This window comes from Phycisphaeraceae bacterium (assembly GCA_040222855.1).
Lineage (GTDB): Bacteria > Planctomycetota > Phycisphaerae > Phycisphaerales > Phycisphaeraceae > Mucisphaera.
Genome location: JAVKCD010000019.1, coordinates 757,672 through 783,057 on the forward strand (window position 1 = coordinate 757,672; position 25,386 = coordinate 783,057).

Below are 25,386 nucleotides of genomic sequence, written 5' to 3' on the forward strand. Positions count from 1 at the left end.
AATTACCCGCATTCTCGAATCAGTTACCCCATTTTCCTCAACCACATCCCCCGACCGCACGATCTTAAGTGAACCGATGGCATCTGACCCCTGGCAAACTCATCAAGCCAATCCCCGCGACCTCGGCCGCGACGCCTCGCTCACGCGCGAATGGCTCCTGACCAACGGCCGAGGCGGGTTCGCTATGGGCACCCTCGCGGGCTGTAACACACGCCGATACCACGGCTTACTCATCGCCGCGACGTCCCCGCCCGTCGGCCGCATCCTCGCCCTCAACCAGGTCCTCGAGCAACTCCAGGTCCCCGAGCGCATCGGCACCAATGGCTCCACCCGAACCGCCCTCCGCACCCTCGACTTCACCACCTGCCAGTTCCGCTCCCATGACTCTGGCGGGCCCGTCTTCTCACCCGATGGACTCGCCCACCTCACCCACTTCGAGAAGGGCCTCACCATCGTCTGGGAATACGAGGCCGGACCCATCCGCTTCACCCGCGAACTCAACCTCCACGATCACGACCCCGCCGCCACCCTCCGCTACCGCATCAACGGACTCCAGCACACCCCCGATGGCGCAACCCTCCGCCTCAGGCCCATGCTCAGTCTCCGTGACTTCCACGCACTCCTCCAACAGCACGCCGCACCCCCCTTCGACCTCCGCGTCGCCGACGATGAACTCACCGTCACCGCCGGTAACCAGCACACCATCACCCTTTCCGCCGAAGGCGCACCCTTCCACCCCGACCCCACCTGGTGGCACAACATCTGGTACCCCCTCGAAACCAACCGCGGCCAGGAAGACCGCGAAGACCTCTTCGTCCCCGGTGCCTTTGAACTCCACCTCCCCCCCGCCGAGGATCACGACCTCACCCTGACCATCAACCTCGGCGAAAACCCCGCCGAACCCCAAACACCCGACCCCAACCGCCGCGGACGCACCCAAGTCGCCCAGCACATCGCCATCCGCGACGAAGCCGACCCCGACCACACCCTCCGCAACACACTCGCCCAGGCCGCCACCGATTTCATCGCCACCCGTACCGTCAACGGCCGCGAACTCTCCACCCTCATCGCCGGATACCCCTGGTTCGCCGACTGGGGCCGCGATACCTTCATCGCCCTCCCCGGACTCCTGCTCACCACCGGCCGCCACCAGCAAGCCCGCGATACCCTCGCCGCCTTCGCTGGCAGCATCCGCAACGGTCTGGTCCCCAATCTCTTCGACGACCGCGACGGCTCACTCGCCCACTACAACACCGCCGACGCCTCCCTCTGGTTTATCCACGCAGCACTCGAATATGCCGAACGCACCAACGACACCGAGTCACTCACCACCTGGCTCGCCGACGCCTGCTTCGACATCATCGAGCACTACGTCCGCGGAACCACACCCCCCGAACTCGACTCCGACCAGCCCCTCATCCAACTCGATGAAGATGGCCTGATCGCCGCCGGCAACCCGCAAACCCAGCTCACTTGGATGGATGCCGCCCGCGAAGGCGTCGTCTTCACCCCTCGACCCGGCAAGTGCGTCGAGATCAACGCCCTCTGGGCTTCCGTCAACCAGCGGCTCGCCACGGCCCTCGCCTCATCCCACCCCGAGCAGGCCGAACGCTCCCGACACCTCGCCGACCACGCCCGACGTTCCTTCACCAAGACCTTCTGGAACGACAAGGCCCAGTGTCTCTACGACCACGTCTACACCGACGAGAAAAACAAACGACACCGCGACAAATCCATCCGCCCCAATCAACTCTTCGCTGTCTCTCTGACCGAATCCCCCCTCGCATCCGGGCACCGCAAAGCCGTCGTCGAAACCGTCACCGACAAACTCCTCACCCCCTTCGGCCTCCGCACCCTCCCGACCGACGACCCCAACCACCACGCCCACTACGCCGGCGGGCAGTTCGACCGCGACCGTGCCTACCACCAGGGAACCATCTGGCCTTGGCTCCTCGGACCCTACGCCGAAGCACTCCTCCGCGCCAACGACTTCTCCTCACAGTCCCGCGCTCGCGTCGTCGCCGCCATCACCCCCCTGCTCGACCACATACGCCACGCCGGGCTCGGCCACGCCCCCGAAATCAACGAGTCCGCCCCGCCCCACCGCCCCGTCGGCTGTCCCGCCCAGGCATGGTCCGTCGCCGAACTCCTCCGAATCCTCGAACTCATCGAATCCGACCCCGCATAACCTCTCCAACAAAAGTGCCACGCACCTCCAAGTGCGTACCCTCACCAATCGCTCACCAATCAAAAAAAGCACGCCATCACAAGAACGTGACGGCGCGCCGGAGGCATCCTCCATACACATGGAGGAGGAAGAAGAGAACAAAAAAAGCGCAACGGCGACACGGCCCACCCGGCCGCAGCCGTCACGCCCCCCAACCCGCCCAACTCACCTCCGCCCCGTCCTCAACCTCCCCATAGATGACTACGGCAGACCACCCGCCCCCCATGCGCGCCGCCAAGGAAATTTCTCTGACACCCCTTAACTTGGTGGGTTTCCCTAAGCCCCCCATCGGAATGCTTCTGGCCCGTGGTGAATCCAGGTCTTACACTGAAACAGGAGAGCATCCAGACCTATTTGGGAGAGAAACACCATGCGGCAGACGTACCCCGCCCTGACACTCGTGGCCGCCTCGTGCCTCACGATAACGGCCCATGCCCCCGCCGCCATCATCCAGACTGCCGAGCCCTTTATCGGCATCACCCACCACCAAATCATCGAAGCCTCAGACGGATCGACCGCTGGCGGAACCATCAACTTCCCCCGCCCGGTCGTCATCCACCTGGTCGAGATCGATCCCGCTGCGCCAGGCGTCAGCTTCCTCATGCAGCCCGGCAACGGCCCACTCCAGGGCGAGGTCACCCGCTACACAACCCCTAACTTCGCCAACACCTTCGGCACCCAGATCGCCCTCAACGGCGACTTCTATGCCGACGCCGGTGCCGGACAGGCCAATGTCACGCACACCGGCGTCTCCCAGGGCAACGGCTACTCACCCAACTGGTACACAGGCCAGCCAATCTTCAACGTCGATGCCAACAACGTCGCCTCGGTCCTCGCCGCCAGAACCCCAGGCGGATTCGACTCTCTCGAAAACATCCCTCTCTACAACGCCCTTGGCGGAAACCAACGCATCCTCACCAACGGTTCCATCACCGCACCCAACGACTCATACACCAACGCACTCAACCCCCACAGCGCCCTCGGTGTAGCACCCGATGGCAGAGTCTTCCTCATGGCCGTCGATGGACGACAAGGCGATTTCTCCTCAGGTATGCGCACCACCGAAATGGCCTCACTCTTCCTACACTTTGGCGTCACCAACGCCATCAACATTGATGGCGGCGGATCAACCACTCTCGCTTTCGACGACTCCAACGATGGCATCGCCAACGCAAGAGTCATTAACTCCCCCTCCGACCTCTCCTCAGAACTCTCCCCCGGCAACCCGAGACTCGTCGCCAACAACTTCGGCGTCTTCGCTACCCCCAACCCCGACTACATCCCCCTCCCCTCCCCGCCACGACCCCTCGCCGAAGGCGCAGTCCCGCTCCTCACGACACTCACGATCCTCGATGATTTCGAGGGTTCTAAAGGCCGATTCGCCAGCGCCCGAGGCGTCGCAGGATCAGGCAACGTCGCCACCTACGCCACCCGGCTCGACAACACAGCTCCCCATCAAGGCTTCGAATCACTCGAAATCACCATCACCAACACCGGAGCACAACCATCAGGCATGTTCGCCCGCATCCCCTCAGGTGCAGCCCTTCCAAGCAACAACACCCAGAACGGCAAGGCCATGGCACGCACCGGTTACGTCGGATTCTTCATCAAGCTCGACCCCGGTCAGGACCCCCTCTACGCCGCCATCCAGCTCGATGACGGCTCACCCATCCAGTCCGGCCTGGAACGATCCAACTTCATCGAAATCATCCCCAACGGTCAGTGGCAACTCGTGCAATGGAATCTCGAAGACTCACGCCTATGGTCCCCACGCGACAACGGCGACGGCGACATTGACGGACCCAACACCTTCATCGACTCAATCCTCCTCTCGGCAGCGCCCGGCGACACCGGCGGGCCCAACTGGGCCGGAACCCTCCACCTCGACACCATCGCCTACAACCCCAACGGCGACCTCGCCTCGCTCATCATTCCCGAACCAACATCCGCAGCGATATTCAGTCTCGTCACGATCGGATGGATTCGACGCCGCTCCGCCGCCTAAACCCACGGCTCCACAATCGCCACCAACGCAATCACCAACAGCAACCCATACGCAGCTCGCCTCAACCCCACGCTCGAAAAGCCGCGCCCGAGATGATCCCCTGCATACTCCGCCACCATCGCCGCCGGGAACAACGCTAAGCCCAACCCGAACGACCACAACACGTCCCAGCCAAACGTCCAGCCCAGCATCACCACCAGAGGCGGCGAGAAAACCAGAAACAACGCCCACAGCGTCGCCCGCGACCGGACCGCAGCCCAGTCGTGCGCCATCACCCACATCACCACCAACGGACCGCTCATCCCCACCAGCCCGCCAAGCACCCCGCTGCCAAGACCCGCCGCCACCATCCAGCCATGACCAAGACGCGGAACGGGACGAACCCTGAACATCCACATCGCCAGCACCGCCACCGCCAAGACCAACCCCACGGCCTGCTTGATCAGCGACGGCTCCTGAGTCATCAAGGCACTAAGCAGCCACACCCCCACCGGCAGACCGATCAACCGATACACAGACATCATCCCCACCACGCGCCACGCCACATCACCACGCCGACGCCAGCAACCCATCCCCGTCGCCACCACCACACCCCCCAACATCGCCGCGATCGCATGCGGCAACTCCATCCCCGCCAACACCAGCAAAGGCGTCACGATCAGACCCGCCCCAAACCCCACCATCCCCTGAACAAAAAAACCTAGCGCCTGAGCCAGCATCACCCAGAGCAATACAGACAACTCCATCACAACTCACTCCAGCATTCAGGCCAGCGTCAGCTTACAAGAGTCCTGAATCCCATGATGACCTCATCAGCGGCGCGGGCGATGACAAGCCCGAAACACCCTTCTGGAATCTACAACGGGCTGGTAAACTGGATTCGGCTCAACACCTGTCGCGAGGAGAAGAAGATGAACCGCTATGCCCTGATGCTCGGAACCGCTGTGCTTGTCACTGGATCCCTGATCCCGACGGCCTCCGCCACCACGCGCTACAGCGCTTCCGCCGGACTCCAGAGCCAGGGCCTGCCGCTCAACCTGCCCGCCGAGACCTTTCGGCTCGTCAACAACCCGGTCGTCTTTGGGGATCCGCCACTGCCTATCAACACCACCGCAACATCCAGCGGCACCTCCGACCCCGCCCTCGACGGGTCAGAGGTCACCTGGGACGCATCTGCCGCCGTTAATATCAGCACCGGACCCGCAGCCGCGCCGCCCCGCCTTCGCGCCTCCGCATCCAGCACGTTAGACATCGCATCCGACCTCGGAACCATCTTCTTCACATCGGTTGAAGCCTCCGCCTCTTGGACCTTCGACATCACCGTCGCAGGGCCAGGCCCCACCGTCTACATGTCCCCAGTGTTCCTCATCGACGGCTCCCTCTTAGGCGATGGCACCGCTGTCACCGGCGGAGCCTCCCTCAGCGCCAACCTCCTCGGCCGAGGCGGCGGATTCTTTACCCTCGCCGATTACCCCCTCACCACCGATGGCTCAACAAGCATCATCAACGAGACCGTCGCCTCCACCGCCCTGCCTATCGAGACCGGCGGACCCCGCACCATCATCTTCAACCTAATGCTCAGTCTGGCCATGGTTGACTTTGCCGGCACTTCAACACCCTACGACGCAGCCGTCTCAGCCAACTTTGCCAGCACCGTCACACTCCAGGAAATCCGATTCTTCGCCGATGAAGAACGCACCACCGACATCTCCGACCAGATCACCATCACCTCCGATGACACCACCGATTTCAACGCCCTGATCCCCGAGCCCACCACCGCCGCCATCATCGGCTTCACCAGCATGGTCTGGCTCCGTCGAAACCGCTAAACCAACATCGTGCGCACAACCTCGACGCAACCCGGGTCTACCGGAGGGGCACTCATGCGCACAGTTCACAGCCGCGACATCCGCCAGACCGCACGGTACAAGCCCGCCACCATCTCACGCTCCACCCGACGATCCGAATACTTCGGGTTGAGTGCCTCCAGCCGCACCACCGCCCCTCCTTCCTCAAAAAACACGCGCTTGAAGGTCGTCTCATGGTCCGGCTCAAGCCGCACAAAACAATCGCATCCATTAATCACGTCCGCCTCAGGCGAAAACACCACCACATCACCCTCCCGATACGCCGGCTCCATCGAGTCCCCAACCACCCGCGCGGCAAACGCATCCCGGTCCGTCACGTCCGGACAATGCACATACTCATCCGCCACCCGCGCCGGGAAATCCAGGTCCGTGAAACCCGCCGGATACCCCGCAGGCACACGATTGATGAGCGGAACTCGCTGCCCCATCACCTCCGCCAGCCTCATCAGATCAACACCCTGTTCCGCAATCGATGCCGGTTCACACGCCGCCTCGCTCCCATCAGGAACAGGCCTCAACCCATCCTCCTCGAGATGCTCGGCATCCCCGAGCACCCCAGCGCGATACAACGCATCAAGGTCGATCGCCTTCCCACTCGAACCCTCAGCGGACGATGCCTGTTCAAACGCCAGCGACCGCAACACCTTGTGCGACAACGCCGCGTGCTCTCGCAGCCGACTGACCTCCTCGCGAACCGCCCCAGGCGTCGCCGCCCACGCACCCGCACGACTCAGCGAATCGTCCAACACCCCCAGCGCTTTCTCTAGGGCCACCAGCACCCGGTCGCTAGGCGGGCTCGGCACCCGGGCATTCTCGATCAGCGACAGATACCCCTTGGTCACCCCCACGCGCCCCGCCAGTACCTCAAGACTCAAGCCCATCCGCTGCCGATGCTCACGCAGCTTCTGGCCCAACGCCACACGCATCTCTGTCGAAGCCTTGTCCATCATTCAGACTCCGCACGGTCTAACCCAAAACAAGATCGGCGCATTAAATTGTAAAATCTTCATTAAATTTGCTTGATCGTGGTTCATTATGAGTTTAATTATCATTAAACATTGTGTTGACGCAGCGAGGACTTATCCGTACGATACCAAACATAATCCAAACAGATAGGGGATGCAAGCATGACAACCCAGATGATCAACGAGAGCGTGACCGAAAGGCACCTGCAAGCCCGTATCGGTGCCCGCAGAAGGGCCGAGCACGTTCTCCAGCGGGCTGTCCTGCTGCCCAAGGATGAGCGGATGATTCTCGAGGAGATTTTCCGGCATGGCAGCAGCATGGCCGAGGTCGCGGAGGCCACGGGACTGCCGGTCCGCACCCTCCACCGCCGGGTCCGGACGATGCTCGCGCGGATGGACTCGGACCTGTTCCTCTTTGTGGCTCGGCACGAGAAGATCATCCCACCCGCAGCGCGGCCGACGGCCCGGCGTGTCGCGCTGCACGGCCAGAGCCTCCGCTCGGTCGCCCGCGAAACCGGTGCCTCGCTGCACCGCGTCCGCGAGCACATGCGTGCCGTGCACACGCTCGCCAACCTGCTCTAGACACAACAAACAAACGGGGGATGAATCGTATGCAGCATTCAGTCTCAGTGGCGGTCCACGCGACTGTCGAGCATCAGCCAGCCACCAGTCTCGGCGCGGCGGAAGCCGCGGCGCTGTTCGGGCTGGAACTCGATCATCACGGACCGACGGCGTTGCTCCCGCCGATGGAGCTGACCCTTGCTTCCGGGCAGGTCACGTTCCTCACGGGGCCATCTGGATCGGGCAAGTCGACGCTGCTGCGTGCGGTACGTCAGGCGTTGTGTGAGCAGGCGGTTGAGTTGATTGATCTTGCCGCCCTGCCGACGTGGCCGGATCGTCCGCTGGCTGAGGGGTTTCCGGCCCCGCTGCCGGATGACCTGGACAAGACCGCGGGCTGGCTGAGCCGCGCGGGTTTGGCTGAGGCGGCGCTGCTGCTGCGACGACCGGGCGAGTTGTCAGAAGGTCAGCGATTCCGGCTGGAGTTGGCGTACGCGTTGGCACTGGCTGAGGTGGGCGAGGGCTTTGCCGTGATCGTGGCGGATGAGTTTGCCGCGACGCTGGATCGGCTGACCGCGAAGCATGTTGCGATGACGGTTCGGCGTTGGATGAGGCGGTCGTCTTGCGCGCTGGTGGTGGCGACGACGCACGATGATCTTCTCGAGGCCCTTACGCCGGACACGCTGATTGAGCTGACGGCGGCTGGCCAGGTTGAGGTGCTTACACGATGACCCTTCCTCCTCTCTTATCTGTGGCTGAGCGTTTCGCGAACCTTAAGCAAGCGGGTCCGGTGACGGCGGTCGAGATCGCGGAGGGTCGTTGGTCGGACCTGCGTGCGTTGTCGGCGTTTCATTACCGGTCGGGTAAGCCGGCGACGGCGACGCGGATTCTCTCGGCTTTTGTTGATATCGAGACGGCGGGTGATCGGTGGCTGGGTCGCGAGGTGCGGCGGCGGGCGGTGGCGGTTTTGGTGGAGTCCCTGCCAGCGTTGTCGTGTCACTTGCGGGACCACGCGTTGGCGGATCGGTTTGGTTCGTGGTTGCCGGCGGGGGAGCGGGCGCGGTGGTTGAATGAGGAGGTGCGGTGCATCAGTCGGGTGATTGTTCATCCGCAGTTTCGTGGGTTGGGTTTGGCGGTGAGGCTTGTGCGCTCGGCTTTGGGGAGCGCGACGACGCCTGTGACCGAGGCACTGGCTGCTATGGGCCGTGTGAACCCTTTTTTCGAGAAAGCGGGCATGGCGGCTTACCGCAGAGCGCCTCTGGCCTGCGATCAAAGGCTGCTTGACGCCCTCGAACATCAACGCTTTGTGCGCACGGATCTGGCGCGGCCTGCGCGACTGATGGCGGCGATCGAGGCGCTGCCGGAGGGTGATCAAGCGTGGTTGCTGAAGGAGGTTGACCGGTGGTATGCGCAGAACGCGGGTCGGACGGGTCGTCGGCATTCGCGGTCTGAGGAGAAGTTGGTTGTGGCACGCTCGCGTGTGCTGGTGGAGCCGGTGTACTACGTGCACCTGAATGGTCAGAAGGACAAGGAGTAGGTGATGAATGATGCGGGCGGGGTGATGGTGGAGATCGGGCTGGACAAGCTGGAGGCGCATCCGCGAAACAGCAACACGATGCGGCGGCGGATGGTTGATCTGCTCAAGCGTCATCTTGAGGAGCATGATCAGTATCCGCCTGTGATCGTGAGGCCGCTGGGTGGTGATGAGGGGCGGTATCAGATTCTGGATGGTCATCATCGGGTGATGGTGTTGCGAGAGCTGGGTCGTGAGGTGGCGCGGTGTGTCGTGTGGGCGGTGGATGATGCGCGGGCGTTGGTGCTGCTGGCGACGTTGAACCGGTTGCGGGGTGCGGACAGCCCGGTGAAGCGGGGCGAGCTGCTGGAGGAGCTGACGCGGCATGTGCCGATGGTGAAGGTGGCTCCGCTTCTGCCTGAGGATCGCGGGGTGGCGGAGCGGTTGATCGGGTTGACGAAGGAGCGGCCTACGCTGGTGCCGGCGCAGCGGGCGGAGGACCGGGTGGTGGCGGTGCATTTTTTCCTGAAGCCGGCGGAGCGAAAGCGACTGGATCGGGTGTTGGGGGCGCTGGGCGGGTCGCGTAGTGAGGCGTTGGTTGAGTTGGTGAATCGTTATGAAGCTGACAAAGGGGCGGCGTGATGGTGAGGATTTCGGAGCGGCGGGAGCGGGCGGTGCTGGCGGACCTGATCCGGGCGGAGTCGGACTGGGTGGGGATCGCGGAGAAGCATCGGTTATCAACCTCGGAGCTGGCGGAGTGGGCGGCGCGGGAGCCGACGGTGCGGCGGTTGACCGCGCTGAGCACGCTGGCGGATTTGCAGACGCAGTTGCTGCTGGGGCGGTGCCGGTTGATGGCGGCGTCGCGGTTGTTGACGCTAGCGTCTGCGGATGAGACGGGCTCGGCGGAGACGGCTCGCAAAGCCTGCGTCGATCTCCTCAAACTCGACCGCCACCCCCAACCCCCCCACACTAAGGCAAACCTAGGGGCACTTGATGTTGCTGGTGGTGGTGGAGACGAGTTGGATCAAGGGGTCGGTGATCTGGCGGCGCTGCTTTATGGCGAGGGTGATGTTGAGGGAGAGGGTGAGGGGGACAAGCGGGTGTTGGTGTCGGAGGCGTTGGATGATGATGGGAGTGTGAGGGATGAGTGATCGTGGGGTGATGGGTGGTGTGTTGCGGAGGTCATCGTTTCGTTTGCGGATGATTGAGCGGGCGTGTCCGAGGACGGCGGGTGAGTTGCATCGGTTTGTGAAGCGGGGTTTGGGTCTTGATGTGCCGAGGCGTGCGGTGGTGGCGGGGTCGGTTTCGCCGTTTGAGTACCTGCGTCGGAGTTTTTTTGGTGATGAGCTGGCGGGTGCGGAGCGGGCTGAGTCGGGTGATCTGGTGGTGTGGGCGAATCGAGGGGGTGGCAAGACGCGGTTGGGGGCCGTGGCGACGCTGGTGGATTTGCTGTTTAAGCCTGGGATTCAGATGCGGATTCTGGGCGGGTCGTTGGAGCAGTCGCAGCGGATGCATGAGCATTTGCTGCAGTTGCTAGAGACGCCGTTGCTGGCGGATCGGCGGGTGGGGGCCGGTGGTTCGGTGTTGGCGAAGCCGGCGACGGGGCGTGGGGTGACGCTGATGAACGGGTCGCGGGTTGAGCTGTTGGCGCAGTCGCATCGTTCGGTGCGGGGGACGCGTGTGCACAAGCTGCGGTGTGATGAGGTGGAGGAGTTTGTGCCTGAGGTTTGGCAGGCGGCGCAGCTGGTGACGCGTTCGGGTCGTTGTGGGCGGTGGAAGGTTCATGGTTCGGTTCATGCGTTGTCGACGGCGCATCGGATTGGTGGGTTGATGTCGACGCTGACGGGGATGCATGAGACGCCTGGCGAGAATGCGGGGCGATCGGGGCGGTTGCTGCGTTGGACGGCGCTGGATGTAGCGGAGCGTTGTCCTGCGTCGCGGGATTGCGCTTCTTGCGCGTTGTGGGAGGATTGCGGAGGTGTGGCGAAGGGGTCGCGGGGTTTTGTGTCGATTGATGATCTGCTCGTGCAGCGGGGTCGGGCGTCGGTGGCGACGTGGCGGGCGGAGATGTTGTGTGAGCGGCCGACGCGCGAGGATGCGGTGTACCCGATGTTCGATCCGGCGCTGCATGTGCGAGCGGTTGGGGCGTTGAGTGAGGATGCGGTGTTGGTGGGTGGGATGGACTTTGGGTTGCGGTCGCCGACGGTGTATTTGTGGGCTGTGGTGGGCGAGTGCGAGGGTCGAGAGGTGGTGCATGTGGTGGATGAGTTGGTGGCGCGGGATCGGACGTTGGGGGCGAATGTTGATGCGGTGCTGGCACGGGGTTGGCCGCTGGCGTCGTGGGTATCGGTTGATCCTGCGGGGCTGGCGCGGAATGCGCAGACGGGGCGTTCGGATGTTGAGATGCTGCGCGAGCGAGGGTTGCGGGTTCGGACGCGGCGGCATCGGGTTCGTGATGGGATCGAGCGGGTTCGTTCGTGGCTGGATCACGGGCGGTTGCTGGTGGACCCGCGGTGCGAGCGGTTGATTCACTCGTTGCAGGCGTATCACTTTGACCGACGGAGCGACGCGAGTGAGGAGCCAGCGAAGGATGGTCCGGATCACGCTGTGGATGCGCTGCGATATCTGATTGTGAATCTGGACCTGGGTCAGCGGTCTGTGTCGGTGGTGGGTTATTGAGTGGTGAGGTGGTGAAGGTGTTGGGGGTGAGGATCGGTACGCACGCGTTGTTACACGGAGCACTCATGCAGGATTATTGGTTACCGGGTCAAACGCTTGTGCGTTATGACCCGGGCCACCCAGATTTTTGATGGTGTTATTCGGGTTCGGCGAAGGTGACGGGTCCGGTGTCGGGGATGAGGTTGGCTTTGACGCCTTCATTGATGAGTTGGGCGACGGCGGCGCGTCCGCGGTCGCCGTAGTCGAGCGTCCATTGGTTGACGTACATGCCGACGAAGCGGTCGGCGAGGTCGGCTTCCATGCCTCGGGCCCATTGGAGTGCGAAGCGGACGGAGTCTTCGCGGTGTTCGAGGGCGTAGTTGATGGAGTCGAGGAGGACGCGGGTGAGTCGTGGGAGGTTGTCGGCGAGGTCTTTGCGGATGGCGTTTCCACCCAGGGGTAGCGGGAGTTTGCGTGAGGTGGTCCACCAGACGCCGAGATCTTCGACGAGTCGGAGTCCTTGTTGCTGGTAGGTGAGTTGTCCTTCGTGGATGAGGAGTCCGGCGTCAGCGTGGTTGTTGAGGACGGCGTCGGGGATTTCGTCGAAGGGTGTGACTTGCCAGTCGATGTCTTTTTCGGAGAGTCCGAGTTCGGCGAGTCGGAGTTGCATGGCGAGCCATGCGGAGGTTCGGACGCCTGGGATGGCGAGTCGTTTTCCTTTGAGCCACTGGGCGGTGTTGGCGTCGGCGTTGGTCTGCTTGGTGACGACGATGGGTCCGTAGCCGTCGCCCATGGATGACCCGCAGGAGGTGAGGACGTACTGGTCGGCGACGTAGGGATACTGGTGGATAGAGAGTGCTGTGACTTCGAGTTCGCCGCGTTGGGAGCGTTGGTTGAGGGACTCGATGTCTTCCATGACGTGGGTGAAGTCGAAGCCTCGTGTGTTGATGCGAGGGGTGTGGGTTTCGCCGGAGGGGTCGGTGAAGTTGGCGAGGGGGAACCACATGAAGGCGTCATCGGGGTCGGGGGAGTGGCCGATGCGGATGGGGATGGTGGTGGGCAAGGGTCTGCTCCCAGGGGTTTGAGGGGGAGCGGAGTTTAGGCGACGGGAGGGGTGTCAGGAGGCGGGCGGGGTGTTGAGTTTTTCGAGGAGTCGTGTTTCGAGGCCGACATCCCGTCCGGCGGGGACCCATGTGGTGCGTTCGGAGAGGGTGTTGGCGGGGTTGATCGAGTCGAACTGCAGGTTATCGCCAAAGGAGCCAATGGTGGCGGACCTGGTGTCATAGAAGCTTCGGCGGCTAAAGGAGCCGGAGATGCGTCGGTCGGAGGCGGCGAGTCGTTGGTGGCGGATTTCGATGGTGATGACGGCGGAGCGGGGGGTTTCGGTGATCTCGACGAGGGCGATGCGGCGCATGGCCGAGAGGGTGGCGGTGGCCTGTTCGGAGCCGGTGGCGGCGGGCCCGGCCCAGAACTCACCGGCGACGGGGACGGGGGATGGGAGGGTGCGGATGCGGCCGAAGCGTCGGTCGATGACCTCGATCCAGAAGCCTTCATCGCGGAGGAGTTCTTCGACTCGGGCGATGCCTTCGGAGCGTCGCATGTCGGCGATGGCGATCTGGGTGGGTGGCGTGTTGGTGCCTTCTTCGACGACGCCTGGGAGGTTGAGGCGCGTAGGCTCTGTCTCCGGTTGCTGCTGGAGAAGCGAGCAACCGCTGATGGCGAGGGTGAAAGTAAGGATCCCCGGGAAGGCGATCTGTCCGGAACGGTATTCAGTCACCGTGTTCATGCACACACTGTACCCCGTTTATCCCCGATTATGGGGTAGGGATCGCCTTTCCGGTTTGAGCCGGATAAAATCAACGAAGGTGCCAAGGCAACAGGTTGCCAACCGGCGTCGCAATCCAGCAAGCTCCCAGCTGGCCGATCACTGATGCTACCGGTCACTCCGATGGCTTGGGGTTGTCCTTAACCCTTTGCCGGAGCGTCGCAAGTCTGTGTCTTAGCGATCGGATCCTTCCTGCCTTCGTTGCTTGTCAGTGGCCCTCCGGGCCACTCTGTTCGGATGTCGCCGGGCGTTCTGCGCGGCGTGATTAGTCTGTCTGGTTCGCGGGGCCCATGGCTGCGCGGGGGTTTCTGAAGAGAGCGGGTTGGCTGAGCCGTTCGGCCATGGTGCTGCGCCAGGTGTTTTGTGGCATGAGCACGATGTGGTCTTTTCTGCCGATGAGGGCGACATCGCGGCCGAGGTTGACGGCGTTGAGGAGGACTTCGGGGAGTCGGACACGTCCCTGGCGGTCGGTTTCGACGCGGAAGCTGAGCCCGAAGAAGGTTTCCTCATAGGCGAGGAGTTCGTCTGGGGGGAGTGATGAGGTTTCGAGTTGTTGGGCGCGTTGTTTGAAGGCTGTTTCGGGGAAGAGGCGGAGGCAGTTGGTTTGTTCGGCGGGGTTGACGTAGAACACGAGGGGATCGCCGTCGGCCGCGGGGGCATCCTGCTGGACCGCATTTCTGAGGTCGGCTGGGATGGCCAAGCGGTTTTTGGAGTCGATCGTGTGTTCATAGTTGCCGGTGAGGACCACGGGTCTGCCTCGGTGCTAAAAAGGGTGGCCATCCTGGCCTCGGGTACTGGTGATCCGTCGGAGAGCACGTTACCCCACTCTTCCCCACGGTGCAACACTTTGGCCCACATTAAGGGCTTCATCCACCACTTGTCCCCTATGAGCGCGGATCACGGGGTCGCGATGTGGGTGAACAGCGATCATTTTATGGGAAAGTCGTTCAGAAGGTGAGCGTGAAGCGGCAGCCGTGGGGGGTGGTGGGCTGGTAGGTGAGTGAGCCGTTTCGGCGTTCGACGAGCTGGCGGCAGAGGGTGAGGCCGATGCCGTGGCCTGCGGATTGGGACCATGGGTCGAAGAGGGTGGCGGCGGTTTCGGGGTCGATGCCGGGGCCATCGTCTTCGATGGTGAGCCAGGTTTGGGTGGCGTTGGAGCTGGCGGTGAAGTGGATGGTGGTGCCGATGCCTGTGCGTTGGATGGCTTTGAGGGCGTTACCAGCGATGTTGACGAGGACGCGTTGGAGGGCGGCGGGTTCGATGGGGAGGGTGAGTTCGGGGGGCAGGCCTGAGAGGTCGAAGCGGATGTTGGCGGACCAGAGCGAGAGTTCGTCGAGGGCCTCGCGGGTGGCGTCGAGCGCGGGTGCCGAGGCGGTGGAGGGCTCGTGCTGGTGGACGCAGTGGGAGAGGGAGAGCACGGTTTCGGTCAGGCGATTGACCTGATCGAGGGCTTTTTCGGCATGCTCTGCCGCTTGGAGAGCGAGTTCGGCGTCGTTGGGTTTGCGACGGGCGCGGGCGGCGTAGAGGCTGACCGGGGTGAGGAGGTTGCTGATCTCGTGGGCGAGCACGGCGGCGAGGCCGAGGCCTTCGGGTTGCAGCCAGGGGGAGGCGGCGTCCTCGAGTTCGAGGAGCTGGCGCTCGGTGCGGTCGAGGAGGCTGAGGGCCTGGGCTCCCGAGTTGGTGTCGGGGCGGTGTCCAAGGCCCGGAAAACTGGGTTCGTGGGTGGGGTCCGGTTCGCTCATTGCCTTGGTTATCGGGCTCTCGATGGGCGTTATGAGGCTATGGTGAGGGTTACGGCATTAATTTGAGGGCCGAGTGGGGTGTCGAGGCGTTCCACGTGGAACAGGGTGCCTGGTTTGACACTTAGAGGCGGCTAGATCGTCTCAAGTTCATTTGTAATGGGTCATGGATGTATTGGCTGCGGTTGTTGGTGATTTCACACAGCATGCCTTCGGGGTGCAATGCCCCCCCCAAGGGTTTGCGGTGGGCGTAGGGTTGCTCCGGTGGTATGGTGTTCCACGTGGAACCGTGGTATGTGTCAAGGAGGACCCTCTGATGAGTGCACGTAAGCCATCGCGTCTGGGCCGGGGTTTGGCGAGTCTGGTGAGTACGCCAGTGTCTGTAGAGGCGCCTGTTGCCGTGAAAAACCGCCCTGCTGAGCCATCGGAGGCCATCAAAATAGCTGCGGAGCCGGTTGTGGCGACGGCTGAGGCGAAGCGGGGGGGTGAGTTGACGGTGATTCGGGTGGGTGTGGAGCTGATCGAGCCGAATCCGTATCAGCCGCGGCAGCGTTTTGATGAGGCGAAGCTGGGGGAGCTGGCGGCGTCGATCCGGGCGCAGGGGGTGATGCAGCCGGTGTTGTTGCGGCGTCATCCCAAGGAGGCGGGGCGTTATCAGTTGATTGCGGGTGAGCGGCGGTGGCGGGCGGCGCAGTTGGCGGGGTTGACCGCCCTGCCGGCGATTGTGCAGGTGCTGGAGGATCAGAAGGCGGCGGAGTGGGCGCTGATCGAGAACTTGCAGCGTGAGGACCTGAACCCGATGGAGCGGGCTGGGGCGCTGGAGCAGTTGGTTCAGCGGCATGGGGTGAGCCACGAGGAGCTGGCGCAGCAGATCGGGCTGGATCGCTCAACCGTGACTAACTTATTGCGATTACTTCAGTTAGCCGAGGGCGTGCAGGGTCTGGTGCGGGGTGGTCGGCTGGCGATGGGTCATGCCCGGGCGTTGGTGGCGGTGGGTGATGAGCGATTGCAGACGGCACTCGCCGAGCGGGCGGTTCGGGAAGGGTGGTCGGTTCGGCGGATGGAGTCGGAGGTTCGGCGGGTGTCGCAGTCTGAGCAGAAGGCCCCTGCTGTCGTCCGATCGACGCGGCAGAAGCATCTGGAGGGTCTCGAGCGGCACATTGCCAGCCATCTCGGGCTGAAAACTCGGCTCAGCACGCAGGGGGCTTCGGGTGCCGGGACGGTCGCCATTCAGTTTGCATCGGTTGAGGAGTTCGAGTCGCTGCTGGAGCGATTGGGTATCCCCGAGCCAGAATGAACATTGATCATGCAGCTTTGGATGTGGCTAATTGTGCGGATTCGAGAAGGACGTTGAGAAGGGAGTCGGGGGGTAGGGCGGCTTTGGCGGTGCCGTCTTCGACGACGGCTTTGGGCATGCCGTAGACGACGGAGGTGGCTTCATCCTGGGCGAGAATGGTTCCGCCAGCGGCGGTGATTTTCTTGGCACCTTCAGCCCCATCGCGCCCGATGCCGGTGAGAACGACGCCCAGGGCATGGCTACCATAGACTTTGGCGGCGGATTCTAAGAGTATGTTCACCGATGGTTTATAGACTTGGGTGTCGTCATCGACATGCTCGATGCGAGCAGACCCGGGTCGGCCGACGATGCGATGGTGGTCTCCGCCGTGGAGGATCATGACGGTGCCTGGCGTGATGGGGGTTCCGGGTTCGCCGTGAATGACGCTGACCTTTGATGAGCTAGCGAGTCGCTTGGTCATGGACTCGGTGAAGATGCCCGGCATGTGCTGGGCGATGACGACGGGGAAGGGGAAGTTTTCGGGGAGGCCTTCGATGATGGATTCGAGGACGGGTGGCCCGCCTGTGCTGGAGCCGATGCAGACGATGCTGACATCGTTGACGCGTTTGAGGCTGGTGTTGACGGCTTGAGGCGTGGGGGCGGCTTTGGGATTGGGTTTTCCGGTGGTGGCCCCGGCGGGGGGGCTGGCGATGTAGTGGCCGCGGGAGCGTCCGATGGCTTTGAGTCTGGCGAGGAGGTCATCCTGCATCTCGCCCATTTTGGTGGAGAAGGTTGAGTGGTCTTTGGCGATGATGTCGACGGCGCCGATGCGCAGGGCGCGAAGGGATTCGATGGACCCGCCTGTGGTGAGCGAGCTGCACATGAGGACGCGGGTGGGGCACTCGCGCATGATGACGCGGAGGGCGGTGAGTCCGTCCATTTCGGGCATCTCGATGTCGAGGGTCATGACATCGGGCTTGAGGGATTTGGCGAGTTCGATGGCCTCGACGCCGTTCTTGCCGGTGCCGATGACTTCGAGATCGGGGTCCTTCTCGATCATGCCCGCGATGGCGCGGCGCATGAAGGCTGAATCATCGACAACAACGACTTTGATCATCGGGCGGCTCCACGGTTCAGGTCCGGCGTATTCAGGCGGCGGCGCGACTGGTGCCGAGTCCTGCTAGATGTTCGATCGGCGTCTCGTGGCCTTGACGTTCGACGATGAGGTCGGATTTTTCATTCCTGCGTATGCGGGCCGGGCCACGGATTTCGGATTTAAAGCGCATGGGCAAGCCACGGTAGATCACGGTGGCTCCTGCGTGGATGCGTCCGGTGACGAGCACATCGACGATGCGTTGCTTGTTCATGCGGGCTTCGAGCAAGCCCAAGGCGTTCTCGGCTTTTTGGAGCGTGGCATCGGCGGTGGCGAAATCGCACATGATCTCGGTCATGCGTTCTTTCTGCTGGGCGCTTGGTTTGCTGATGTACTTGAGGTTCTCGTTTTCGGCGCGGAGTCCGTCGATCTGTTCTCGAGATGACTTGACGATGCGATGGAGATCGATGGCGAGTGGCTCGAGTTTAGGCAGAGCCCCCAGGGCCATGTCAGTAGGTGTTCCGCCGACGGAGCCGAGTTCGTGGATGTTTCCGGTGCCGACGAGCCGGATGATTCCGCCGATGAGGCTTGTTGAGGGGGCGTCGAGGTTACCGAAGATGGTGAGGTCGCAGTTGATCAGTTCCTTATCGACTTTGAGATCGCCTTCGATCTCACCGGTGACATCGTTGAGGTACCGGGCGTGGAGGCTCCCGCCGACGCGGGCGTTACCGAGTTCCCCACCCATGAATCCGCCTTTGGCGATGAGGTCGCCATCGCAATCGATGTCAGCGGCTTCGATGACGCCATGGACCTCGATGTTGCCTTCGGCTCGGACCTTGAAGCGGTCCTTGATGCCTTTTGCGACGATGACATCGCCACAGAAGTCGATGTTGCCGGTGGAGAAGTCGACGTCACCATTGACAGACAGCTGTGTTTCGATGGAGGCTTTAGTGGCGACACGTTCGAGGACACCTCGGCAGAGCGCGACGATCTCGCCATCGGGTTTGATCTGGATGGTGTCGTTGACATCGAGCTTGGCAGGTGTGCCTGGCTTGGCTTTGACGGCCTGCCTTGCGATGTCGAGCCCGTCCTGACCTTCTGTCTCCTGATGGAGCTTGCCTATGACCTGTCCGGGTGTCACGACGATAAAGGCACTGCGGTCATAGTGGGACACCTTGTCGTCATCTGCTTGATCAGAGCGCTCGTTTGTTTCCTGTTCAGCGGGTTTTGGCGGCTGATCGACGAGCCATTCGACTCGACCTTTGACGCCGTGTTGTGGGGGGACACCTTCGGCGATGACGGCGGTGAGTCCATCGCGACCGTTGCGTTCGTGAATGGCCTCATTGATCAGGGCGCGTTCTTTATCATCGATGTTGACGCCGCGCTCGGTCGCGATTTGTTCGACGTATGCCACGGTGAGATGCGCGGGATCGAAACCCTGGGGCACGGTCAACTCCGCCGACATTCTGTCAGCGGCAACGTGGACCGTGATGTCTCGACCGGCGTCCTGCGACGACACGTGGCTCACTCCTGGAGACGATGTTGAACTCAGGCCGCTTTGGCTCGGTCCATCGTCTCCTTGATGCGTCCTGAGAGGACGTCAGGTGTGAAGGGCTTAACGACGTAGTTGTTGACGCCGGCTTTGATGGCTTCGACGACGCGGGCTTTTTCGGCTTCGGTCGTGACCATGATGATGGGCGTGCGGTTGCCCTGTTCGCGGTATTTTTTCACGAAGGTGAGTCCGTCCATGTTGGGCATGTTCCAGTCGACCAGTAGGAGGTCGGGCTGGAAGGCGCCTACTTTGGACAGGGCGTCGAGGCCATCGCTGGCTTCTTCGAGTTGGTTGTATCCGAGCTGTGCAAGTATTCCCTTTTGGATGTTGCGCATGGTCTTTGAATCGTCAACGAGCATGACTTTCATGGTTGAAATCTCCTCTCAGGGCTTCGGGCCTGATGGGTGTTTGAGGTTGCCTGGCTCAGGCCTTGGCTGCGGCCCACTGGATCATGGACACTTCGACGCTGAAGTCGCCGACATCACAGCTGCAGGGGATGCTGACGCCCTTCATGTCTTTCTTTCCGTACACGGTGTGTCCGCTGCCGACAACGACGGAGGGGACCGAGATCGAGATGCTCTTGCCCTCGAACTTGGCTTTGGCTCCGCCGGAGATCATGTTGACGAGTTCGCCGATGGCGTCGGCGAAGTCGGGGTTGGAGGCGTCGAGGGATTCGCCGGTGAAGAGGCTGACGACTCTTTCAGCGGTCGCTGTGGGGAAGCTGAGGACGACGAGTCCTTCGATGTCGCCGGAGAGCCCGATGATGCCCGAGACGTCGTGTGACGGGTCGGGGTTTTTCTTGATCTCGGGCTTCCCGATGGTGACCGGTAGCTGGAGCATCATCTCGAACACGTTGGTGGTTGATTCGACAAAGGGTGTGATTGAACTGGAATCCACGCCTGTCTCCTTCCTGCCCTCAGGCAGCCTGCCGCTCGGCGACGGGTTGGGTTGTGTTGCGAAGCAGTTGTGCGACGTCGAGGATGAGGCTGACCTCACCGTCCTCCTGGATGGTGGCCCCGCTGAATGGGCCGCCTTGGGTGTAGCCGTCATCAAGGGGTTTGATGACAATTTCCTGTTGTCCGACGAGCCGATCGACGAGGAGTCCGGCGCGGTGATTGCCCACGCCTACGACGACGGCGAATCGTCCGGCGTCGTCGATGTTGGTCTCGTCGAGTCGCGCGGTCATATCGATGAGAGGGAGCACGGTGTCGCGGAGCCGGATGACCTGCTGTCCGTTGACGGTGTGGCGGCCATGCTCATCGGGTCGGACGATTTCGTGGATGGACTGGAGTGGGATGGCATAGAGGTGGTCGCCGATGCCGGTGACCATGGCGGGCATGATGGCGACGGTGAGCGGGATGAGGATCTCGATCGTGGTGCCTTTTCCCTTAGCCGATTCGATGTTGATGATGCCGTTGATTTTTTCGACGTTGGTGCGCACGACATCCATGCCGACGCCACGACCCGACAGGTCGCTGACTTTGGCGGCGGTGGAGAAGCCGGCGTGGAAGATGAAGCGGAAGACGTCTTCATCGCTCATCGAGGCGAGTTGTTCCTGAGTGGTGAGCCCGCGTTCGATGGCTTTGCTGCCGAGGACCTCGCGGTCCAGGCCTTTGCCATCGTCGATGATGGCGATGCGGACGTGGCTGCCCTGGTGTTCGGCGACGAGTCGGACTGCGCCTTCTTCGGGCTTGCCGGAAGCGGTTCGGGTCTCAGGTTGCTCGACGCCGTGGTCTGCGGAGTTGCGGAGGATGTGGACCAGGGGGTCGGCGAGCTGTTCAAGGACGGATTTATCGACCTCGGTGTCTTTGCCATCGATGACGAGGTTGATCTTCTTGCCGGTGGTTCTGGCGATGTCGCGGATAACGCGTGGATAGCGGTCGAAGAGTTTGGCCAGGGGCTGCATGCGGGTTCGCATGACGCCCATCTGGAGCATGCCCATGAGTTGGTCGAGTTCGCCGGTCGCGCCGACGAACTCTTCGGCCATGTCGTGAGCGACCCCGCTGTCGCGGATGGTGCGGGTGAGTCCAAGCAGACGGTTTTTGTTGAGCACGAGCTGGCCCACGAGGTTGAGCAGGGATTCGAGTCGGCTGACCTCGACGCGGATGGTCTGCTCGACGACCTGAGCCTGCTTACTGGAGCCAGCCTTGGGGTCTGGTTTGTTGTCTTTGTCGTTGGCTGGTGGAGGGGTGGCCTGTGCTGTGACCGTTGATTCGGCACAGACGGGCGTGATTCCGGCTGGAGTGGGTGCTTCGCCGAACAGCTCGGCGACCTGATTGTCACCGAAGACTTCGTCCAAGAGGAGGGTCTCGCGGACGTCGATGTCGTCGGGCGTTGGTGTGTCCAGCGATGTGCCGTTGCTGAGTGTCGTGAGGTTGTTGGTCAGTTTGGTGACGTTCATCACCAGAGCTTGGCGCTGGTCGAGGGCGTTGGCGGAGCGCTCGACCAGCCATGCGATCGCACGGACGCGAGGGGTGATTGCTGAGACCGTCTCGCTTTCAAGTGTCTTGAACTGTGGAGCAGAGTCGTGGAGGGCGGTGACGATCTTGGTGAGGTCATCAAGTTCAAAGAAGACGGCGGTTTTGACGAGGCTGTCGCCTATTTCGATGAGGTGATCAGCGGCGTCGGCGCGAGAGGCATCGTTGCTGAGACCGGAGACGGCTTCCTCGATCTGGGCGACGGTTTCGCGGAGGTCGGTGACCATGAACTCGAGGAGGTCGAGTTTTTGTTCGCCAAGGTCGAGGGGCCGCAGGGCACCTGAAGAGACTGCTGCCGTGTCGGCTGAGGGGGCTGGGTCCGTCAGGGCATCGGCGGCTGCTGGCGTGGCGGTGGTGATTCCTGCGGAGGCGGCGGCCGGTGCATCGACCAGAGCCTTGAGGGCGTCGATGAGTTTTTCGGGTGCGGCCTGGACCTCGTTGCCTTCGCCGAGGTCGCTGATCATGCCTCTGACGATGTCGGCGCTCTGGAGGAGCACGTCCATGGTGTTGTCGTTGACTTCGATCTCGCCCTTGCGCATGCGGTTGAGTGCGTCTTCGGCGACATGGGCAAAGCGGATGATGGTTTCGAGGTTGAGGAAGCTGGCGGCACCCTTGATGGTGTGCAGGGCACGGAAGCAGCTGTTGAGCAGGTCCTTCTGCTCGGCATCGTCAACGGTTTCGAGTTTGACCAGGTCGCTGTCAAGCTGGTCAATCAGTTCGCCTGACTCGGTCAGGAAGTCTTGCAACAGGCTTGGATCGACGCCGTCCATCTCAGTTCCTTCCGAGGTCGTCCTCAGGCCTTGGTGTAGGCAAACGCCTGGGGTTCGGTGATGGGTTCAAAGGGCACGCCGAGGTTTCGCAGCGTCTCGCTGTGTCCAATGAATAGGGTGCCATCGTCGGCGAGCTGATCGTGGAACGTCTTGGCCACGCGGCTGCGCATCTCATCATCGAAGTAGATCATCACGTTGCGACAGAAGATGACGTCGAAGCTGCCGAAGCGTTTGGCGGCGAGGGTGTCTTTGAGGTTGAGTTTTTCGAAGTGCACCATGGCCTTGATTTCAGGGTTGACCTCGTAGGTCTCGCCGTCTTTCTTGAAGTAGCGTGAGAGGACCATCGGATCGACCGAGCGGATGGCGTAGTTGGTGTAGATGCCCGAGGCGGCGGTCATGAGGACCTTTTCGCTGATGTCGGTCCCGAGGATCTCGACGCGCCAGTCAGCGAGGCGGACGCCGAGTGAGCGGTGGAGCTGGATGGCAAGCGTGTAGGGCTCTTCGCCGGACGAGCAGGCCGCCGACCAGAATCGGAGTTGCTTAGTGGCCTTGCGTGCTTCAAGCAGGGCGGGGAGCACGCGGCGTTCGAAGACCTCGAGTTGGGGCTCGTTGCGGAAGAAGCTCGTCTCATTGATGGTGATGCGGTTGAACATCTCCTGGAACTCGTCGGTCTGGTAAGGCCCGGCGGTCAGGAACATGATGTACTGGTCGTAGTCGCTGAACTCGAGCTCCTCGAGTCTGCGGGACAGACGGCTTTCGAGGACGTACTTCTTGGATTCCTGGAAGTGGATCCCGGAGCGTTCGTAGATGACCTGGCGCAGCTTGGCGAACTGGGCATCGTTGATTTTGAGCGTCGCTACGGGCATCGCGTCTCCTCTAGACGAAGCAAGGGCAAGAGACGAGTCGGCGTGTTGAACCGACTCGTCCGATGGCGTGTTGTTAATCAGGCGGCGTTCTTGACGGCCCGGTCGATCGCCTTGAGCTCGACGGTGTCGAAGAGGCGTTCAAGGTCGAGGAGGATGAGCAGGCGGTCCTGGAGTTTGCCAACGCCCTGGACGTAATCGCTGCCGATGCCGGTGGCCATCGTTGGGGCAGGCTCGACGATATCGGAGCTGATGCGCAGGACCTCGTTGACGCTATCGACCGTGAATCCGAGAACTCGGTTTTCGACTTCGACAACGATGATGCGCGAGTCGGCGGTGTTCTCGAGAACGGGCATACCGAAGCGCTTGCGCAGGTCGATGACGGGGATGATTTTGCCACGGAGGTTGATCACACCCTCGACGTAGGACGGGCTCTGAGGAACCTTGGTGATCTGCATCATGCGATTGATTTCCTGAACGCTCAGGATCGAGACCGCGTACTCTTCCTCGCCTACGACGAAGCTCACGAGCTGGAGCAGCTCGTTGTCGTTGTTGCTGGATGCCTTGTGTTTTTCGGCCTCGGCGATTTTCTGGGTGATCTCGGCGGTTTGTTCTTCTGCGGTGAGGGTGGTCATGCGGTTTCTCCGTCCGATAGGCGAGAGGGCATCGATCCGCGCGGTGCGGGGATGCAAAGCTATCGTCGGTGGGTCAGGCAGATGGCTTTAGATGCATGAAGTATGGAGTGGGTAATCGCCAAAGCGGCCTAGCCGATATGGACGGGGCTGCTGCGTTGTAGGTGTTGTGATTCCCCCAGATTCCGGACGGACTTACACCGCCGGCTCGTCGTCGCCGGTGTAGCGGAGGGTGTCTGGCGGGATGATGCTTTGGCGAATGATGCGGTCGCCGTGGTGCTGCCTCTTGTGCGCGTAGAGGGCGGCGTCGGCGCGAGCGAGGAGTTGCTCGCCGTTGCGTGAGCCCGAGCCGTAGAGGGTGGCGACGCCGGTGCTGACGCCTGTGTCGATGTGGTGCCCGTGTCGGAGCATCTGGGCTCGGCAGGCGAGCGCAAACTCGGTCTGGATACGTTCGGCGACGGCCTCCGCGGTGCTCAGTTCGGTCTCCGGCATGAGCAGGACGAACTCGTCGCCGCCCAGTCGACCTGCACAATCGGATCTCCGACTGTTGGCTCGCAGGACACGCGCGAGTTCGCGGAGCACCAGGTCGCCAAAGGCATGCCCCGCAGTATCGTTGAGCTGCTTGAAATCGTTGAGGTCCATCATCAGGCAGGCGATGTCGCGACCGTAGCGTTGTGCCTCGGCGACCCCGCGTTCGAGGGCTTCACCAAGGGCTCGGCGGTTGGCCAGCCCGGTGAGGTGATCGGTAGCGGCGACGGTTTCCAGCTTCGAGACGGCCTCTTCGAGCTGCTGATTCTTGAGTCGGACCTGCGTGAGTGTGGTGCGTAGCTGAGCCTGCAGGTTGTGGTTGTCCTGGCGGATGTTGTGTTGCTGGATGTTCTTTTCGATGATCGTGGGCAGCAGGTCGGCGATGTGATCGGTGCGGACGATGAAGTCGTAGGCACCATCTCGGATGACATCAGACGCGTGGTGGCTCTCGTCGTTGTTGGCGAGGATGACCACGGGCACATCACGACGGAGCAGTTCCCAGCCATCGACGAGCTCGACGCCTTCGCCATCGGGGAGGGTAAGGGCTGAGATAACCAGATCGGCATCTTGACCGAGGACCAGGGCTTCTTCGATGGTCATCGCGGTACGGACTGTCCAGTTGGGACGCGCCACGCGGAGGCTCTCGGCCCAGGCGGTGACCTCGGCCTGGTCACCCTCAACCAGCAGAACCCGCCAGCCCACAGGGCAGGAAGGTGCTGGCGTCTGGATCCCGGGCGAATCGGTCATACTCTCTCCGAGGCAACGAGGGTCCGCTTTCGTTAATGGAGCATCGGCGGATCGCGGAGCCGACTTGACCGGCATATCCGGACCCGGTGG

General features: G+C 62.4%; 24 protein-coding genes. 10 read left to right on the plus strand and 14 right to left on the minus strand.

The window, feature by feature from the left end; all coding sequences use genetic code 11:
• The first annotated feature begins 76 nt into the window (after positions 1-76).
• Positions 77-2,188 (plus strand): amylo-alpha-1,6-glucosidase, encoded by a 2,112-nt coding sequence (locus RIG82_08380; GenBank protein ID MEQ9460952.1) that lies wholly within the window; start codon positions 77-79, stop codon positions 2,186-2,188.
• A gap of 409 nt (positions 2,189-2,597) precedes the next feature.
• Complete coding sequence (locus RIG82_08385; GenBank protein MEQ9460953.1) at positions 2,598-4,232, plus strand: phosphodiester glycosidase family protein; 1,635 nt, start codon at positions 2,598-2,600, stop codon at positions 4,230-4,232.
• Here the strand turns inward: RIG82_08385 and RIG82_08390 are convergent.
• On the minus strand, positions 4,229-4,978 hold the full coding sequence (locus RIG82_08390) for a sulfite exporter TauE/SafE family protein (GenBank protein ID MEQ9460954.1): 750 nt from the start codon (positions 4,976-4,978) through the stop codon (positions 4,229-4,231). The two genes, RIG82_08385 and RIG82_08390, sit on opposite strands and share 4 nt — an antisense overlap.
• 165 nt (positions 4,979-5,143) lie before the next feature.
• Between RIG82_08390 and RIG82_08395 the strand changes: the two genes are divergently transcribed.
• Positions 5,144-6,061, plus strand: coding sequence for a hypothetical protein (locus tag RIG82_08395; protein MEQ9460955.1), 918 nt, complete (start codon positions 5,144-5,146; stop codon positions 6,059-6,061).
• Positions 6,062-6,126: 65 nt separating this feature from the next.
• Here the strand turns inward: RIG82_08395 and RIG82_08400 are convergent, their stop codons facing one another.
• Positions 6,127-7,047, minus strand: a complete 921-nt coding sequence (locus RIG82_08400) for an XRE family transcriptional regulator (protein MEQ9460956.1) — start codon at positions 7,045-7,047, stop codon at positions 6,127-6,129.
• Positions 7,048-7,227: 180 nt separating this feature from the next.
• Here RIG82_08400 and RIG82_08405 point away from each other — a divergent pair, with 180 nt between their 5' ends.
• The 6 genes from RIG82_08405 to RIG82_08430 are packed head-to-tail and all read left to right on the plus strand — an operon-like array spanning position 7,228 to position 11,815.
• Entirely contained in the window at positions 7,228-7,647 is a 420-nt protein-coding gene (locus RIG82_08405; protein MEQ9460957.1) for a sigma factor-like helix-turn-helix DNA-binding protein, read from the plus strand.
• Positions 7,648-7,676: 29 nt separating this feature from the next.
• Complete coding sequence (locus RIG82_08410; protein MEQ9460958.1) at positions 7,677-8,354, plus strand: ATP-binding cassette domain-containing protein; 678 nt, start codon at positions 7,677-7,679, stop codon at positions 8,352-8,354.
• Positions 8,351-9,160 carry a hypothetical protein gene (locus tag RIG82_08415; GenBank protein ID MEQ9460959.1) on the plus strand — a complete coding sequence of 270 codons (810 nt, stop codon included), beginning with the start codon at positions 8,351-8,353 and terminating at the stop codon, positions 9,158-9,160. The genes RIG82_08410 and RIG82_08415 overlap by 4 nt, the downstream gene beginning before the upstream one ends.
• Before the next feature lie 3 nt (positions 9,161-9,163).
• Positions 9,164-9,778, plus strand: a complete 615-nt coding sequence (locus tag RIG82_08420; GenBank protein MEQ9460960.1) for a ParB/RepB/Spo0J family partition protein — start codon at positions 9,164-9,166, stop codon at positions 9,776-9,778.
• Positions 9,778-10,287: a hypothetical protein gene (locus RIG82_08425; GenBank protein ID MEQ9460961.1), complete on the plus strand. Its 510-nt coding sequence runs from the start codon at positions 9,778-9,780 to the stop codon at positions 10,285-10,287. Before RIG82_08420 ends, RIG82_08425 begins: the two co-directional genes overlap by 1 nt.
• Positions 10,280-11,815, plus strand: coding sequence for a hypothetical protein (locus tag RIG82_08430; protein MEQ9460962.1), 1,536 nt, complete (start codon positions 10,280-10,282; stop codon positions 11,813-11,815). Before RIG82_08425 ends, RIG82_08430 begins: the two co-directional genes overlap by 8 nt.
• A 136-nt stretch (positions 11,816-11,951) precedes the next feature.
• On the opposite strand, the gene RIG82_08435 is transcribed toward RIG82_08430, so the two are convergent.
• The 4 genes from RIG82_08435 to RIG82_08450 form a co-directional block, all read right to left on the minus strand.
• Positions 11,952-12,857 (minus strand): MqnA/MqnD/SBP family protein, encoded by a 906-nt coding sequence (locus RIG82_08435; GenBank protein MEQ9460963.1) that lies wholly within the window; start codon positions 12,855-12,857, stop codon positions 11,952-11,954.
• A gap of 54 nt (positions 12,858-12,911) precedes the next feature.
• Positions 12,912-13,580: a hypothetical protein gene (locus tag RIG82_08440; protein ID MEQ9460964.1), complete on the minus strand. Its 669-nt coding sequence runs from the start codon at positions 13,578-13,580 to the stop codon at positions 12,912-12,914.
• A 304-nt stretch (positions 13,581-13,884) separates the two neighbouring features.
• Positions 13,885-14,367 (minus strand): hypothetical protein, encoded by a 483-nt coding sequence (locus RIG82_08445; protein MEQ9460965.1) that lies wholly within the window; start codon positions 14,365-14,367, stop codon positions 13,885-13,887.
• A 199-nt stretch (positions 14,368-14,566) separates the two neighbouring features.
• Positions 14,567-15,361 (minus strand): HAMP domain-containing sensor histidine kinase, encoded by a 795-nt coding sequence (locus RIG82_08450; protein ID MEQ9460966.1) that lies wholly within the window; start codon positions 15,359-15,361, stop codon positions 14,567-14,569.
• Positions 15,362-15,674: 313 nt separating this feature from the next.
• Here RIG82_08450 and RIG82_08455 point away from each other — a divergent pair, with 313 nt between their 5' ends.
• Positions 15,675-16,655 carry a ParB/RepB/Spo0J family partition protein gene (locus tag RIG82_08455; GenBank protein ID MEQ9460967.1) on the plus strand — a complete coding sequence of 327 codons (981 nt, stop codon included), beginning with the start codon at positions 15,675-15,677 and terminating at the stop codon, positions 16,653-16,655.
• 7 nt (positions 16,656-16,662) lie between these two features.
• On the opposite strand, the gene RIG82_08460 is transcribed toward RIG82_08455, so the two are convergent.
• The 8 genes from RIG82_08460 to RIG82_08495 all read right to left on the minus strand — a co-directional run bounded on the left by RIG82_08460 (position 16,663) and on the right by RIG82_08495 (position 25,296).
• Positions 16,663-17,751, minus strand: a complete 1,089-nt coding sequence (locus RIG82_08460; protein ID MEQ9460968.1) for a chemotaxis response regulator protein-glutamate methylesterase — start codon at positions 17,749-17,751, stop codon at positions 16,663-16,665.
• A 31-nt stretch (positions 17,752-17,782) separates the two neighbouring features.
• Positions 17,783-19,246, minus strand: a complete 1,464-nt coding sequence (locus RIG82_08465) for a FapA family protein (protein MEQ9460969.1) — start codon at positions 19,244-19,246, stop codon at positions 17,783-17,785.
• A gap of 29 nt (positions 19,247-19,275) precedes the next feature.
• Complete coding sequence (locus tag RIG82_08470; protein MEQ9460970.1) at positions 19,276-19,647, minus strand: response regulator; 372 nt, start codon at positions 19,645-19,647, stop codon at positions 19,276-19,278.
• A gap of 55 nt (positions 19,648-19,702) precedes the next feature.
• Complete coding sequence (locus tag RIG82_08475) at positions 19,703-20,176, minus strand: chemotaxis protein CheX (protein MEQ9460971.1); 474 nt, start codon at positions 20,174-20,176, stop codon at positions 19,703-19,705.
• Between the two features lie 19 nt (positions 20,177-20,195).
• Positions 20,196-22,526: a chemotaxis protein CheA gene (locus RIG82_08480; GenBank protein ID MEQ9460972.1), complete on the minus strand. Its 2,331-nt coding sequence runs from the start codon at positions 22,524-22,526 to the stop codon at positions 20,196-20,198.
• 23 nt (positions 22,527-22,549) lie between these two features.
• Entirely contained in the window at positions 22,550-23,392 is an 843-nt protein-coding gene (locus RIG82_08485; GenBank protein MEQ9460973.1) for a protein-glutamate O-methyltransferase CheR, read from the minus strand.
• A gap of 77 nt (positions 23,393-23,469) precedes the next feature.
• Entirely contained in the window at positions 23,470-24,024 is a 555-nt protein-coding gene (locus RIG82_08490; GenBank protein ID MEQ9460974.1) for a chemotaxis protein CheW, read from the minus strand.
• Between the two features lie 192 nt (positions 24,025-24,216).
• Positions 24,217-25,296: a diguanylate cyclase gene (locus RIG82_08495; GenBank protein ID MEQ9460975.1), complete on the minus strand. Its 1,080-nt coding sequence runs from the start codon at positions 25,294-25,296 to the stop codon at positions 24,217-24,219.
• Between the last annotated feature and the right edge of the window lie 90 nt (positions 25,297-25,386).